At 71.4% G+C, this 15,118-nt stretch carries 12 protein-coding genes; 5 read left to right on the forward strand and 7 right to left on the reverse strand.

Annotated features, from left to right (window positions below; all coding sequences use genetic code 11):
- Nucleotides 1-35: 35 nt before the first annotated feature.
- The 6 genes from ABT254_RS32335 to ABT254_RS32360 all read right to left on the reverse strand — a co-directional run bounded on the left by ABT254_RS32335 (nucleotide 36) and on the right by ABT254_RS32360 (nucleotide 7,470).
- A complete protein-coding gene (locus ABT254_RS32335; RefSeq protein WP_351477865.1) occupies nucleotides 36-1,496 on the reverse strand; it encodes an aldehyde dehydrogenase family protein in 1,461 nt (486 codons plus the stop codon).
- Nucleotides 1,493-3,223: an N-acyl-D-amino-acid deacylase family protein gene (locus ABT254_RS32340; protein WP_351477868.1), complete on the reverse strand. Its 1,731-nt coding sequence runs from the start codon at nucleotides 3,221-3,223 to the stop codon at nucleotides 1,493-1,495. Before ABT254_RS32340 ends, ABT254_RS32335 begins: the two co-directional genes overlap by 4 nt.
- A gap of 96 nt (nucleotides 3,224-3,319) precedes the next feature.
- A complete protein-coding gene (locus ABT254_RS32345; RefSeq protein WP_351477871.1) occupies nucleotides 3,320-4,438 on the reverse strand; it encodes an LLM class flavin-dependent oxidoreductase in 1,119 nt (372 codons plus the stop codon).
- A 97-nt stretch (nucleotides 4,439-4,535) separates the two neighbouring features.
- Complete coding sequence (locus ABT254_RS32350; RefSeq protein WP_351477874.1) at nucleotides 4,536-5,306, reverse strand: SDR family NAD(P)-dependent oxidoreductase; 771 nt, start codon at nucleotides 5,304-5,306, stop codon at nucleotides 4,536-4,538.
- Nucleotides 5,307-5,317: 11 nt separating this feature from the next.
- Nucleotides 5,318-6,220, reverse strand: coding sequence for an LLM class F420-dependent oxidoreductase (locus ABT254_RS32355; protein WP_351478232.1), 903 nt, complete (start codon nucleotides 6,218-6,220; stop codon nucleotides 5,318-5,320).
- 17 nt (nucleotides 6,221-6,237) lie between these two features.
- Entirely contained in the window at nucleotides 6,238-7,470 is a 1,233-nt protein-coding gene (locus tag ABT254_RS32360) for an amidohydrolase family protein (RefSeq protein ID WP_351477877.1), read from the reverse strand.
- A 195-nt stretch (nucleotides 7,471-7,665) separates the two neighbouring features.
- Between ABT254_RS32360 and afsR the strand changes: the two genes are divergently transcribed.
- Both afsR and ABT254_RS32370 read left to right on the forward strand, forming a co-directional pair.
- Nucleotides 7,666-10,617, forward strand: coding sequence for an SARP-family global regulator AfsR (gene afsR / locus ABT254_RS32365; RefSeq protein WP_351477880.1), 2,952 nt, complete (start codon nucleotides 7,666-7,668; stop codon nucleotides 10,615-10,617).
- Between the two features lie 225 nt (nucleotides 10,618-10,842).
- Nucleotides 10,843-11,025 carry a hypothetical protein gene (locus ABT254_RS32370; protein ID WP_351477883.1) on the forward strand — a complete coding sequence of 61 codons (183 nt, stop codon included), beginning with the start codon at nucleotides 10,843-10,845 and terminating at the stop codon, nucleotides 11,023-11,025.
- Nucleotides 11,026-11,098: 73 nt separating this feature from the next.
- Here the strand turns inward: ABT254_RS32370 and ABT254_RS32375 are convergent, their stop codons facing one another.
- Nucleotides 11,099-12,661, reverse strand: coding sequence for a FadD3 family acyl-CoA ligase (locus ABT254_RS32375; RefSeq protein ID WP_351477886.1), 1,563 nt, complete (start codon nucleotides 12,659-12,661; stop codon nucleotides 11,099-11,101).
- A 92-nt stretch (nucleotides 12,662-12,753) separates the two neighbouring features.
- Here ABT254_RS32375 and ABT254_RS32380 point away from each other — a divergent pair, with 92 nt between their 5' ends.
- From ABT254_RS32380 to ABT254_RS32390, 3 genes are read left to right on the forward strand one after another with little or no spacing between them, the layout of a single operon-like run.
- On the forward strand, nucleotides 12,754-13,902 hold the full coding sequence (locus ABT254_RS32380) for a lipid-transfer protein (RefSeq protein WP_351477889.1): 1,149 nt from the start codon (nucleotides 12,754-12,756) through the stop codon (nucleotides 13,900-13,902).
- A 2-nt stretch (nucleotides 13,903-13,904) separates the two neighbouring features.
- On the forward strand, nucleotides 13,905-14,321 hold the full coding sequence (locus tag ABT254_RS32385; protein WP_351477892.1) for a Zn-ribbon domain-containing OB-fold protein: 417 nt from the start codon (nucleotides 13,905-13,907) through the stop codon (nucleotides 14,319-14,321).
- Complete coding sequence (locus tag ABT254_RS32390; protein WP_351477895.1) at nucleotides 14,318-15,088, forward strand: enoyl-CoA hydratase/isomerase family protein; 771 nt, start codon at nucleotides 14,318-14,320, stop codon at nucleotides 15,086-15,088. Before ABT254_RS32385 ends, ABT254_RS32390 begins: the two co-directional genes overlap by 4 nt.
- Nucleotides 15,089-15,118: the final 30 nt, after the last annotated feature.

Below are 15,118 nucleotides of genomic sequence, written 5' to 3' on the forward strand. Positions count from 1 at the left end.
CGAGCGCGCCCTGCCGGCCGCCCAGGCGGTGGGAGTCACCCCGGCCAGACGATCGCCTGCACCTCGCTGTACGCGTGCAGGGCGTACACACCGACGTCCCGCCCCACCCCGCTCTTCTTGAACCCCCCGAAGGGCGCCTCCATGTTGCGGCCCACGGTGTTCACGCCGACGCCTCCGGCCCTCAGCCGCCGGGCCACACGGAAGGCCCGTGCCACGTCCCCCGACCACACGTAGTCGATGAGCCCGTAGTCGCTGTCGTTCGCCAGCGCGATGCCCTCTTCCTCCTCCTCGAAGGGGATGACTGACACCACCGGGCCGAAGATCTCCTCCCGAGCCACGCGCATGTCGTTCGTGCAGTCCGCGAGGAGGGTCGGCGCCACGTAGAAGCCCTGGTCGGACGGCGGGCGTTCGCCGCCCGTCACGACCACCGCGCCCTCCTTCCGGCCCAGTTCGACGTACGACTCCACCCGGTCCCGATGGGCGGCCGAGATCACCGGTCCGACCACCGTTTTCGGGGCACGGGGGTCGCCGACCGTCAACCGGACGGCGTACGCGGCCAGTTGCTCGACCAGACGGTCGTACACGCCCCGCTGTGCCAGCACCCGTGTCGGTGCCGTGCAGATCTGGCCGCTGTAGAAGGAGAAGGTGGTGCCGATCCCCGCCACCGCCGAGCCGAGGTCCGCGTCGTCGAAGACGAGCGCGGCGCCCTTCCCGCCCAGCTCCATCAGCTGCCGTTTCATGGAACGGCCGCAGACCTCACCGATGCGCTGCCCTACCGCCGTCGACCCGGTGAAGCTCACCATGTCGACGTCGGGTGACGCGACGGCCGCCTCCCCGACCTCCACCGACCGGCCGGACACGACGTTCACCACACCCGGCGGCGCTCCCGCCGCCTCCAGTGCCTCCGCCATCCGGTAGACCGACAACGGATCCTGCGGGGCGGGCTTCACCACCACCGTGTTGCCCATGGCCAGCGCGGGGGCGATCTTGCCGGCCGGGTTGGCCCACGGGTTGTTGTACGAGGTGACGCAGGTGACGACGCCGACCGGCTGGCGGACGGCCAGCGCGCCCATGACGCCCGCCTTGCCCATCGGCCCTGCCTCGTTGATCTGCGGCGGGACCGCCCACTCCGCGGGCTCCACGCGCGCGTACCGCCGGAAACGAGCCACGCCCACTCCGACCTGCATCGCCCGCGCCGTCCCCGTGGTCGCACCGGTCTCCGCCTGCGCCAGCTCGGCGTACGGCAGGAACCGGCTCGCGATGATGTCCGCCGCGCGGCCGAGCACCGCCGCCCTTTCCTCCGGCGCCGTACGAGACCACGGCCCGAAGGCCTCGCGGGCCGCGGCACAGGCCGCGTGCACCTGATCCCGCGAGGCCTCCGGAGCCCACCCGACGGTCTCCTCGGTGGCCGGGTCGACGACCTCGTAGCGGCCGCCGTCCGGCTCGACCCACCGGCCGCCGACGAACAGCCGCTGCCCGTCCGCCCCTTGGTTCACCTGGTGCTCACCGTCCGGGTGTCCCGCCCCGACCGCAGCACCTTCCCGGGCACGGCGCCGCTCACCACGTCGTCCCGGATCGCCTCGACCCCGTTGACCCACACGGCGCGCACCCCGATCGCCTTGGCGTCCAGCCGCGGACTGTCACCCGGCAGGTCGTGCACCAGGGTGGCCGTACCCGCGTCGATCCGCTCCGGGTCGAAGAGGACCAGATCCGCATGGAAGCCCTCCTCCACCCGCCCCCGCTCGCGCAGCCCGAACAGCCGCGCCGGGTCGTCGGTCAGCATCTTCACCGCCTGCTCCAGACCGACCAGCTTCCGCCGGCGCAGACAGTCGCCCAGGAAGCGAGTCGTGTACGGGGCCCCGCACATGCGGTCCAGGTGCGCACCGGCGTCGGATCCGCCGAGCAGCACGTCCTCGTGCTGCCAGGTCTCGGCGCGCAGCGCCCAGGACGCGGGATCGTTGTCGGTGGGCATGGGCCACAGGACGGTACGCAGCTCGTCGGCCACACAGATCTCGACGAGGCACTGGAACGGGTCCTGTCCCCGCTCCTGCGCGATCTCCTCGACGACCCTGCCCGTCAGCCCCTCGTTCGCCTCGCTGTACGTGTCCCCGATGACGTACCGCCCGAAGTTCGTGAGCCGCCGGAAGACACCGGCCTCCTTGGACGTGGCGTGCTCCAGCAGCTGCGCGCGTACGTCCGGGTCGCGCAGCCGGGCGATCCGCTCCGGCACCGGCAGCCCGAGGACCGGGCCCCAGCCCGGTATCAGGTTCAGCGCACAGAAGGTGCCCAGGGACATGTTCATCGGCGTCAGGATCGGCATGGTCAGCGCGACCACGCGGCCGCCCGCCTTCCGCGCCTGCTCACTCGCGTACAGCTGCCGGGGCACGCGCTCCGGCACGGAGGCGTCGATGGTGAGGACGTTCCAGTTCAGGGGGCGTCCGGCCGTCGCGCTCATCTCCGCGAACAGATCGATCTCCGCGTCGCTGAACTGGTCGAGGCAGCCGGCGACGATCGCCTCGATCTGCGTGCCCTCGTGCTCCCCGACGGCACGCGAGAGCGCCAGCAGCTCGGCCGGCTTCGCGTGCCGGGAGGCGACCGGCTTCCCGTCGCCGTCCGAGTGGGTGGACGACTGGGTGGTCGAGAACCCCCAGGCCCCGGCATCCATGGCCTCGTGCAGCAACCGCACGATCTCCGCCAGCTGCTCCTCGGTGGGCTGCCCGCCGACCGCGTCCGGCCCCATCACATACCGGCGAAGCGCGCAGTGCCCGACCATGAACCCCGCGTTGACGGCGATCCGCCCTTCGAGGGCGTCCAGATAGTCACCGAAGGAGTGCCAGCTCCAGGGCGCCCCCTCCTCCAGCGCAACCAGCGACATGCCCTCGACCTTGGACATCATGCGCCGCGTGTAGTCGGCGTCCTCGGGCCGGGAGGGGTTCAAAGGCGCGAGCGTGAAACCACAGTTCCCGGCCGCGACGGTCGTCACCCCGTGGTTGAGGGACGGGGTCGCATACGGGTCCCAGAACAACTGGGCGTCGTAGTGCGTGTGCGGGTCGACGAAGCCGGGCGCGAGGACGAGCCCGGAGGCGTCCTCACTGCTCCGGGCCTCCTCGGTGACAAGACCGATGACGGCAATACGCCCGTCGCGGATCCCGACGTCGGCGACGAAGGCGGGCGCCCCGGTCCCGTCGACGACGGTCGCTCCCTTGATGACATGATCAAGCATGGAGTCTCCTTCTCAACTCCGGCGAGGGAATGCGCCCCAAAGGGGCGCGGGGAACTGCGCGACCAGCCCCCACGGACCCGCACCCCGCAACGGCGATCAAGCAGCAGCCCGGAACCGGGAAGTCCGATGCACAGGATCGGTATCGATCTTCGGAATCACGTGCTCCCCGATCAATCGAATCGTCTGCAGCGTCTCCTCCTTCGGCACCCCCACCGGCAGCCCGAAGCTCAGCTGGTCCGCCCCCGCCTGCTCCCACCGCTTGCACTGCGTGAGCACCTCGTCCGGGTCACCGCAGATCAGCAGCTCCTCCTCGATGAGGACTTCGACGAACTCGGGCGTGTACTCCGGCAGCGTCTCCGGCCACACCGGGAAGCCCTCGGGCCGCGGGAAGGTGTCGTGGTACCGGAACACCAGCGACGGCAGGTAGTGCAGCCCGCCGTTGGTGGCGATCCGTATCGCCTCGTCGTGCGTCGGCGCGCAGATGGCCGTCGTCGTGACCATCACGTTGTCGTTGACGAAGTCCCCGACCGGCTCGGCGTTCACGATCGCCGTCTTGTACTGCTCCAGCACCCACTCCATGTCGGAGACCTTCTGGATGCTGAACCCGAGCACACCGAGGCCCTTACGGGCGGCCATGGCGTACGAGGGCGGCGACCCGGCGGCGTACCACATCGCCGGATGCGACTTCCCGTACGGCTTCGGCAGGATCTTGCGCGGTGGCAGCTGCCAGTGCTTGCCCTGGAAGCCGGCGTACTCGTCCTGGAGCCACATCTTCGGGAACTCGGCGATCGTCTCCTCCCAGATCTCCTTGGTGTAGTTCATGTCGGTCACACCAGGGATGAAGCCGAGGATCTCGTGCGACCCGGCTCCGCGCCCGCTGCCGAACTCGAACCGGTTCCCGGTCAGGTGGTCGAGCATCGCGACCTTCTCGGCCACCTTCACCGGGTGGTTGACCTGGGCGAGGGGGTTGAAGATCCCCGACCCCAGATGAATCCGCTCCGTGGCGTGCGCCAGATACCCCAGGAACACATCGTTGGCGGAGAGGTGCGAGTACTCCTCCAGGAAGTGGTGCTCGGACGCCCACGCGTACTTGAAGCCCGACTTGTCCGCCTGGATGACGTACTCGGTCTCCTCCATCAGCGCCTTGTGCTCCGCGAGCGGATCGGTCTCGGCGCGTTTGCCCACGTATCCCTGTACAAAGAGCCCGAATTCCAAGGCGGTTCACCGTCCCCGGTTCCGAAGTTTCTGACACACCGTCAGTTTTGATGCACTGTGGCACCACCCACAGGGAGGGTCAATACCTGATGGGCAGTCAGATGACGCTGACCCCGGCCAGCCAGCCCCCGTCGATCACGAACGGCTGCCCGGTGATGTACGAGGAGTCGTCGGAGGTCAGGAACAGGGCCAGCCGCGCGACCTCCTCCGGCTTCCCGATCCGGCCGAGCGGCACCAGCTTGCGGTACAGCTCGTCCAGCGCCCGGCCGGTCTCCGCCGCGTCCGCCGTCGGATCCAGCCGGGCCGGGTTGGACATGGCGGTGTCGATGGCGCCGGGGCACATGGCGTTGACGCGGATGCGCCGGCCCGCGAGTTCCAGGGCGGCGACACGGGTGAGGCCGAGGACGGCGTGCTTGGTGGCGGCGTACGTGCCGACGGCCGCCATGCCGGTCACGGCCGTGTAGGAGGCGGTGTTGACGATCGTGCCGCCGTCCTCCATCACCGGCGCGACGGTCTTGATGCCGAGGAAGCAACCGACCTGGTTGACCTGTACGACCTGCATGAACTCGTCGAGGGGGGTGTCCAGCAGGGAGTTGAAGCGCAGGATGCCGGCGTTGTTGACCAGGCCGTCCACCCGCCCGAGGGAGTCCTTCACGGCGCTGACGGCCGACCGCCACTGGTCCTCCTGGCTCACGTCCAGGTGGACGTAGCGCGCGCCCAGTTCCTCCGCGAGGGCGCCGCCCTGGTCGTCGAGAACGTCGGCGATCACGACCTCGGCCCCCTCCGCTCTGAACAGGCGGGCCTCCTGCTCCCCCTGTCCGCGCGCCGCCCCGGTGACGATCACGACGCGTCCGTCCAGCTTGCCCATGCCATGACTCCTCAGAGAAGGGGCGCCACTTCGGCGCCGAAGGCCGCCATCTGGTCGGTGAGTTCGGTACGGCTGCGGCTGCGGAACCGCACCTGGATCTGGTGCACGCCCATCGCGCGGTACGCCCGCAGGGACTCGGCGAGCGCGTCCGGGGGGCCGGTGAGGGTGCGGCGGCCGACGTCCCAGGTGGGCGTGCCGAGATGGAGCGGCTCGGTGATGGCGCCGACGGTGAACGGCCCGTCGAGGCCCGCCTCGTCCCGCAGCCGCCGTATCCGCTCGATCTGCGCGGGCAGCCGGTCCCGCGGGTCGCCCTGCGGCAGCCAGCCGTCGCTCCTGAGGGCGGCCCGGCGTACGGCGGCGGGGGACGATCCGCCGACCCACAGCGGCACGCGCTCCTGGGCCGGCCTCGGCCGCTGCCCGAGCCCCTCGAAGTCGTAGAGCTTGCCGTGGTGTTCGGGGAACTCGTCCGGGCCGAGGGCGGCGCGCAGGGCGTCGATCGACTCGTCGAGCACGGCCCCGCGCCGGTCGAAGTCGACGCCGAGCACCTCGAACTCCTCCCGGACGTGCCCGGCGCCGACGCCCAGGATCAGGCGGCCGCCCGACAGATGGTCGAGGGTGGCGTACTGCTTGGCCGTCAGCAGCGGATGCCGCAGGCCCACGACGGCGACATGGCTGAGCAGCCGCACCCGCTCGGTCACGCCCGCCAGGAAGCCGAGGGTGGCCACGGGGTCGTACCAGACCGTGCTCATGGCGGGGGCCAGGCGGCGCGGGATCGCGACGTGGTCGCAGCTCGCGAGGTAGCCGAAGCCGGCGCGGTCGGCGCTGCGGGCGATCTCCAGCAGGTCCTCGGGGCCGGCACCGGCCTCCCAGCCCTCGGCGTAGATCGTGCTCTGGGACTGGACGGGAAGCTGCATCCCGTACGAGAAGGTGCTCACCGCCACAGTCCCTCAGGGGTGAGGCCCAGCAGCTCGATGGCGTTCCCGCGCACGATCCGCTCCACCACCTCCGGGTCCAGGTGGCCCATCTGCGCCTCGCCGACCTGCCGGGACTTCGGCCAGGTGGAGTCGGAGTGGGGGTAGTCGGTCTCGTAGAGGACGTTGCCGACGCCGATCGCGTCGAGGTTTTTCAGCCCGAAGGCGTCGTCGAAGAAGCAGCCGTAGATGTGCTCGGCGAACAGTTCGGACGGCGGGCGGTGGACCTTGTCGGCGACACCGCCCCAGCCGCGGTTCTCCTCCCAGACGACGTCGGCGCGCTCCAGGATGTACGGGATCCAGCCGATCTGGCCCTCCGCGTACATGATCCTGAGGTTCGGGAAGCGTTCGAACTTGCCGCTCATCAGCCAGTCGACCATCGAGAAGCAGCAGTTGGCGAAGGTGATGGTGGAACCCACGGCGGGCGGGGCGTCCTTGGAGGTCGAGGGCATACGGCTGCTGGAGCCGATGTGCATGGCGATGACCGTGCCGGTCTCGTCGCAGGCGGCGAGGAAGGGGTCCCAGTCCTCGGAGTGGATGGACGGGAGGCCCAGGTGCGGGGGTATCTCGGAGAAGGCGACGGCACGGACACCGCGCGCGGCGTTGCGCCGGACCTCCGCCGCCGCGAGTTCGGCGTCCCAGAGGGGGATGAGGGTGAGGGGTATGAGCCGGCCCCGGGCCTGCGGCCCGCACCACTCCTCCACCATCCAGTCGTTGTAGGCCTGGACGCAGAGCAGGGCCAGCTCCTTGTCCTCGGCCTCGGTGAAGGTCTGGCCGCAGAAGCGCGGGAAGCTGGGGAAGCAGACGGAGGACTGGACGTGGTTGACGTCCATGTCGGCGAGGCGCTGCGGGACGTCGTACGAGCCCGGGCGCATCTGCTCGTAGGTGATGATCTCCAGCTTGATCTCGTCCCTGCTGTAGCCGACGGCGGTGTCCAGGCGGGTGAGGGGCCGCTGGAGGCCCTCGTACAGCCACCAGTCGCCGAGGGGGCCGTCGTCGCCGGGGGCGCCCATCACCGGGCGGAAGCGGCCGCCGAGGAAGGAGATCTCCTTCAGCGGCGCGCGGACTATGCGGGGGCCGGTGTCGAGGTACTTCTTCGGCAGGCGGCTCTGCCAGACGTCGGCGGGCTCCACGGTGTGGTCGTCGACGGAGATGATCAGCGGGAAGTCCGGGAAGTCCTTCGTGGTCTCCATGGCGGCCACGGTAGCGCTCATCTGACGGCCCGTCAGCTATGGGAACCGTCAACGGTTCCACAGCGGGTGCGAAGAGCGGGTGAGGACCTTGTGATATCCCGCGCGTCTGCCCGTACAAGCGCTCTCCACAGCTGACGCATCCGCCATGAACAAGGCAAACTGACGTGGTTGCCCACTGTGTCTAGGGAGACGGCGATGGACGGTGTACCGCGAGTGCCGGAACAGAGGCGGGCCGGCTCCTGCGCGGAGCCTGCCCCGCTGAGCTTCGGCGTGCTCGGTCCGGTACGAGCCCGGCGCGGACCGGAGCAGCTGAGCACCGGTTCCCCGCAGCAACGTGCCCTGCTCGCCGCCCTGCTGCTGCGCGAGGGCCGTACGGCCACCGCGGGCGAGCTGATCGACGCCGTGTGGGGCGAGGAGCCGCCCTCGCAGGCCCTCGCGGCACTGCGGACGTACGCCTCCCGGCTGCGGAAGGTGCTGGGCCCCGGGGTCCTGGTGAGCGAGTCCGGCGGGTACGCGGTGCGCGTGCCGGCGGAGGGCGCCCTCGACCTGGCCGTGGCGCAGGACCTGGCCGCCGAGGCGGAGAAGGCGAAGAGCGCCGGGGACCTGTGCCACGCCCGTGAGCTGCTCGGCCGCGCGCTGGCGCTGTGGGACGGGGAGGTGCTGGCCGGCGTACCCGGCCCGTACGCGGAGGCACAGCGGGTCCGCCTGGAGGAATGGCGGCTGCAACTCCTGGAGTCCCGCCTCGACATGGACCTGGAACAGGGCTGCCACGCGGAGGCGGTGTCGGAGCTGACCGCCCTCACCGCCGCCCACCCGCTGCGCGAGCGGCTGCGTGAACTGCTGATGCTGGCCCTGTACCGCAGCGGCCGGCAGGCGGAGGCGCTGGCGGTGTACGCGGACACCCGGCGGCTGCTGGCGGACGAGCTGGGGGTGGACCCGCGGCCGGGGTTGCGTGAGCTCCAGCAGCGGATCCTTCAGGCGGATCCGGGGCTCGCGGAGCCTGCGTCCCCGCAGGCCGAGCCGGCCGCCACCCCGGTCCGCCCGGCCCAACTGCCCGCCACTGTCCCGGACTTCACGGGCCGTGCGGCCTTCGTCCAGGAGCTCGGCGAGGTGCTGTCCTCGGCCGAGGGCCGGGTGATGGCGGTGTCGGCGGTGGCCGGCATCGGCGGCGTCGGCAAGACCACGCTGGCCGTGCACGTCGCCCACCAGGCGCGGACGGCCTTCCCGGACGGCCAGTTGTACGTCGACCTTCAGGGCGCGGGGGCCCGCGCGGCGGAACCGGAGACCGTCCTGGGGTCCTTCCTGCGGGCCCTGGGCACCGCGGACTCGGCGATCCCGGACTCGCTGGAGGAGCGGGCGGCGCTGTACCGGTCCGTCCTGGACGGCCGCCGGGTGCTGGTCCTGCTCGACAACGCACGGGACGCGGCGCAGGTACGGCCCCTGCTGCCCGGCACGGAGGGCTGCGCGGCGCTGGTGACCTCCCGGGTGCGGATGGTCGACCTCGCCGGGGCCCATCTGGTGGACCTGGACGTGATGTCCCCCGACGAGGCGCTGTCGCTGTTCACGAAGATCGTGGGCGAGGAACGGGTGGCGAGCGAGCGCGAGGCCGCCCTGGACGTGGTGGCGGCCTGCGGTTTCCTGCCGCTGGCGATCCGTATCGCGGCCTCCCGGCTGGCGGCCCGCCGCACCTGGACGGTCTCGGTGCTGGCCGCGAAGCTGGCGGACGAGCGCAGGCGCCTGGACGAGCTGCAGGCCGGCGACCTGGCGGTCAAGGCCACCTTCGAACTCGGCTACGGCGCGCTGGAGCCGGCCCAGGCACGGGCGTTCAGGCTGCTGGGCCTCGCGGACGGCCCGGACATCTCGCTGGCGGCGGCCGCGGCGGTCCTCGACCTGCCGGCGGAGGAGACGGAGGACCTGCTGGAGGCCCTCGTCGACACCTCACTGCTGGAATCGGCGGCCCCCGGCCGCTACCGGTACCACGATCTCGTACGCCTCTACGCGCGTGCATGCGCGGAGCGGGACGAGTGGCCGCCGAGCGAGCGCGATGCGGCGATGTCGCGGTTGCTGGACTTCTATCTGGCCACCGCGGCGGGCGTCTATCTGATCGAGCGGCCCGGGGACCGGCTGGTCGACCACCTGGCTGCTCCGGAGTACCCGGGGCTGGCCTTCGCCGACCGGCACCAGGCGCAGGACTGGCTGTACTCGGAGGCGGTCTGCCTGCTGGCCTGCGTGCGCCAGTCCGCCGGCTCCGGCTTCCTGCGGCGGGCGGTCGACCTGCTGTGGGCCGCCGTGGACCTCGCGGAGTCCGGTACCAACTCCAAGGCATACGAAGGGGTCGCCTCGGCCCTGCGCGAGGCCGCGCGGGAGGCCGGGGACACCCAGGCGGAGGCGAGGGCGCTGATCACGCTGGGGTACGCGCACAGCGTGACGGGCCGCTTCGACCTGGCGGACGAGGAGGCGGCCCTGGCCCACGAGCTGATCCGCGCCGCGCCCGATCCGCTGGCCGGCTGCTGGGCGTCCAACATCCTCGGCGTGATCGCGCTCTACCAGAGCCGCCACGAGGACGGCGAGACCCACATCAACCGCGCCATCGAGGGCTTCCGCGCCTGCGACGACCAGGCGGGCGAGGCGGCCGTGCTGTGCAACCTCTCCCGGATCCACCTGGCCACCGGGCGGACCGACAGCGCGGTGTCCCTGGCCCGGCAGGGCATGGAGATGTACGACGCCATGGGGCATGCGCTCAAGGGCGCCAACGGCCGTTACGCGCTGGGGCTCGCGCTCACCGAGCACGGCGAGCTGCCCGAGGCGGCCGCCCGCCTCCAGGAGGCCCTGACCGTGTTCCGGGACAGCCGGCAGCGGCTGTGGGAGGGCATGTCCCTGTTCCGGCTGGCCGAGGTCGACCTGGCCGCCGGGCGCCCGGCGCAGGCCGCGGCCAACGCCGAGAGCGCCCTCACCGTGCTGCGCGGCATCGGCGGCGACTGGCGCCGGGCGGGCGTCCTGGTCACCCTCGGCCACGGGCTGCGCGGCATCGGCCAGTCGGGGCGCGCGCAGGTCTGCTGGCGCGAGGCCCTGGAGCTGTTCGAGGCGCTCGGTGCCCCGGAGGCCGAGACGGTCCGCGCGCTCCTCACTCCGCTGACGCTCGCCTGAGCCCTCCGCTGATGCGACGGTCGGGGGCGGCTGCGGGCGTTCATCGTTCGTTTATCGCCGACCGGCACTCTCGTCCTGTCGTTCCGTCGCGTCGGGGGGCAGACGGGTCGACCTGGACCGTTGCACTACGGTGAGCGGTCACGAAGCCGGCCCGGCGGTCCTCGGGGGAGTCGCCGGGCCGGTCGCCACATCAAGAGACCCGAACTGCCAGGGGAGGCAATCGTCATGAGCGACGAGAACACCACGGACAACCTGCACGCCACGGACGTCGAGGACGGCACCGAGGTGAGCCCGGACAACCTGCACGCGACGAGCGAACCGCTCACCGGGGTGAACCCGCTCAAGGCGGACAGCGGCACCGCCACCGTCACGCCGGACAACCTGCACGCCACGGACCAGAAAGCCTGACGCCCAAAGTCCTTCCTCCCCGCGGGGATCGGCCGCGGCAGCCCGGAGGGGAGCTGCCGCGGCCGAGGCGTTTTCAGGATCTGCGCAACTCCCCCTTCACCACCTTCCCGCTCGCGTTCCGCGGCAGCTCCGCCACGAACTCCACCCGCCTCGGCACCTTGTAGTTGGCCATCTCCCGCCGGGCCCAGGCGATCAGGTCGTCCGCGGTCATCGGGGAATCCGGACGGCGCACGACATACGCCTTGCCGACCTCGCCCAGCCGCGGATCCGGTACACCGATCACCGCGACGTCGGCCACATCCGGGTGGAGGCCCAGGAGTTGCTCTATCTCCGCCGGGTAGGCGTTGAAGCCGCCGACGATGAACATGTCCTTGATCCGGTCGGTGATCCGCAGGTTCCCGTCGGCGTCGAGGACGCCCACGTCTCCGGTGCGCAGCCAGCCGTCCTCCGTCAGGACCTCCGCCGTGCCCGCCGCGTCCTCGTAGTAGCCGCGCATGACGTTGAAGCCGCGGACCAGCACCTCGCCGGGCTCGCCGACCGTCGCCTCGACCCGTACCTCCGTGCCGGGGATCGCGCGTCCTGACGTCGAGGCGATCACCGTGGGGTCGTCGCCGCGCCGGCACATCGTCACGATGCCGCTGGCCTCCGAGAGGCCGTAGGCCGTCAGGACCGTCTCCACGCCCAGTTCCCCGCGCAGCCGCTCCACGAGTCGCAGCGGCACCACCGCCGCGCCCGTCACCACCAGCCGCAGCGCCGAGAGGTCGTGGGCGTCGCGGGCCGGGTGGTCCAGCAGGGACTGGTGGAGGGTCGGCGGGCCCGGCAGTACCGACACCCGTTCCGCCGCGATGTTCGCGAGGGCCGTGTCGATGTTGAACACCGGCTGGGGGATCATCGTCGCGCCACGCATCAGACAGGCCAGGACCCCGGCCTTGTAACCGAAGGTGTGGAAGAACGGGTTCACGATCAGATAGCGGTCGCCCTGCCTCAACCCCGCGAGATCGCACCAGATCTCGTACGCCCGCAGCGTCTGCGCATGCGTGATCACCGCGCCCTTGGGACGGCCCGTCGTACCGGACGTGAAGACGATGTCCGACGGCCAGGATCCGTCCACCGCCCCGGAGCGCGCCCGCACCTCGGCCGGTTCGACCCCGTCCCCGCCCGCGAGGAAGTCCTTCCAGGTGCGGAAGTCCTCGGGCGCGTCGTCCGACAGCACCACCACCTGGTCGAGTTCCGGCAGCGCGGGCCCCCGGTCGACCGCCCGCCGCAGCGAGGCCACGTACGACGTGCCCAGGAACGTGCCCGTGATGAACAGCAGCCGCGCCCCGCTCCTGCGCAGGACGTCCGCCGCCTCCGCCCCCTTGAAGCGCGTGTTGACCGGCACGAGCACCGCCCCGGCCGACACCGCGCCCAGCGCCGCCACGATCCAGTCCAGTGAGTTCGGAGCCCAGATCGCGACCCGGTCGCCCGGTGAGACGCCCGCCGCCATACAAGCCGCCGTCGACCGTTCGACGCGGGCGCCCAGTTCGGCGTACGAGATCCGGGTACGGCCCTCCACCACCGCCTCGGCGTCCGCGTACCGTTCGGCCGCCGACCGGACGAGTCCCGGAATGCTGCCCCACTCCACGTCACCGCGCACAACAGCCCCCTACTACTAGCTGACTACCCGTCAGATTAGCTGTAGCCTGACGCCCTGTCAGCTGAGGGGACAGCATGCGGAGGTGCACCAGCATGGCCGGAATCAAGGACGCCACCGCGATCGTCGGCATCGGACAGACCCCCTTCGCCAAACGCCTCGAAGAGGACGAGCGGACCCTCGCCTGCCGTGCCGTCCTCGCCGCCCTGGACGACGCGGGCATCGCACCCGGCGAGGTCGACGCGCTCGCCTCCTACACCATGGAGGAGACCGACGAGGTGGAGCTGGCGAAGGCCGTCGGCTTCGGTGACCTCACCTTCTTCAGCAAGGTCGGGTACGGGGGCGGCGGTTCCTGCGCCACCGTCGCCCATCTCGCCGCCGCCATCGCCTCCGGCCAGGCCACCGTCGGTGTCGCCTGGCGGTCCCGCAAGCGCGGCAGCGGCCCCCGCCCCTGGAAGAACACCACCGTCCAGCTGCCCACCCCCGCCCAGTGGACCCGCCCCTTCGGCCTCCTGCGCCCCGCCGACGAGATCGCCATGCTGACCCGCCGCTACATGCACGAGTACGGCGCGACCCGCGACCACCTCTTCAACGTCGCCCTCGCCTGCCGGAACAGGGCCAACCAGAACCCGGCGGCCGTGATGTACGACCGTCCCCTGACCCGCGAGATGTACATGACCTCCCGCTGGATCAGCGAGCCGCTCTGCCTCTTCGACAACTGCCTGGAGACAGACGGCGCGTTGGCGTGCGTGGTCGTGTCGGCCGAGCGGGCGCGCGACTGCAGACGACAGCCCGTCTACGTCCACTCCGCCGCCCAGGGCCTGCCCGCCCAGCACCACGGCATGGTCAACTACTGGAACGACGACCCCCTCACCGGCCCCGCCTGGACCGCCGCCCGGCACCTGTGGAAACACGCCGACTTCACGCCCCAGGACGTCGATGTCGCCCAGATCTACGACGCGTTCACCGCGCTCATACCGCTCTCCCTGGAGGGCTACGGCTTCTGCGGCCGTGGCGAGGGCGGTGCCTTCACCGAGCAGGGCGCCCTGGAGATCGGCGGGCGGCTGCCCCTCAACACCGGCGGCGGCGGGCTCAGCGAGGCCTACGTCCACGGGTTCAACCTCATCACCGAAGGCGTACGGCAGCTCCGCGGCACCAGCACCGCCCAGGTCCCGGACGCCGCCACCTGCCTCGTCACGGCAGGGGAAGGCGTCCCCACCTCCGCTCTCCTCCTGAGGAGCTGACCATGCTCGATCCCGTCATCGACTCCGAGGGCGCCCCCTTCTGGGGCTACGCCCGCCAGGGCGAACTCCGCGTCCAGGCCTGCGCCGACTGCTCGGAGCCCCGCTTCCCGCCCCGGCCCTGCTGCCCGCACTGCCAGTCCTTCGCCGGCGAATGGCGGGCGGTCGCCGGACACGGCCGTATCTGGTCGTACGTCGTGCCCCACCCGCCACTCCTGCCCGACTACGCGGACCAGGCCCCGTACAACGTGATCGTCGTCGAGCTCACCGACGCCCCCCGCATCCGTCTCGTCGGCAACCTCGTCGCCGAGGCCGGTGCGCGCCTCGACTCGGTTCCGGCCGAGCGCATCCGGATCGGCGCCAGGGTGCAGGTGGTGTTCACCGGCGAGGGTCTTCCGCAGTGGGTTCTGGAGCGCCCATGAACGTGAAGGTGCTGACCGACGAGGACACCGGCGTCGCGGTCGTCACCCTCGACCGGCCCGAGCGGCTCAACGCCGTCGACCTGGCCATGCGGGACGAACTTCAGGCGGTCTGGCGGGGGTTGAGGTTCGACGACTCGGTACGCGCGGTCGTCCTCACCGGCGCCGGTGAGCGCGCCTTCTGCACGGGCCTCGACCGGAGCGCCGTCGTCCCGCAGCCCCACTCCCCCTACATGGCCGACGATCCGCTCCTGCGCGTCGGCCCCAAGGCGAACGACCTGTGGAAGCCGGTCGTCGCCGCCGTGCAGGGCATGGCCTGCGGGGGCGCCTTCTATCTGCTCGGGGAGTCGGACTTCGTCGTCGCCGACACCACCGCCGCCTTCTTCGACCCGCACACCACGTACGGCATGGTCAGCGCCTACGAGTCCGTGCTCATGGCACAGCGGATGCCGTACGGGGAGGTCGCGCGGATGATGCTGATGGGGACGGCGGAGCGGATCGGGGCCCGACGGGCGTACGACATCGGGCTCGTCTCCGAACTCACCGAGCCCGGTGGGGCGTTGGCGGCCGCGACGGAGTGCGCCACGGTGATCGCCGGGTATCCGGCGGAGGGCGTCCAGGGGACGGTGCGGGCCCTGTGGGCGGCGAGGGAGGGCGCCGTCGCCGCCGGGTTCGCGCAGGCGGCCCACCTGGTCGCGCTCGGGAACCTGCCGGAGGAACGGCAGGCGGATCTGTTCGCCGAGCGCAGGAGGTCGTTCCGAACACGGTGATTTCGCCCCCGCCGCCCCTTCCCGTCCCGA

The organism is Streptomyces sp. NPDC001137, from assembly GCF_040298885.1.
GTDB lineage: Bacteria > Actinomycetota > Actinomycetes > Streptomycetales > Streptomycetaceae > Streptomyces.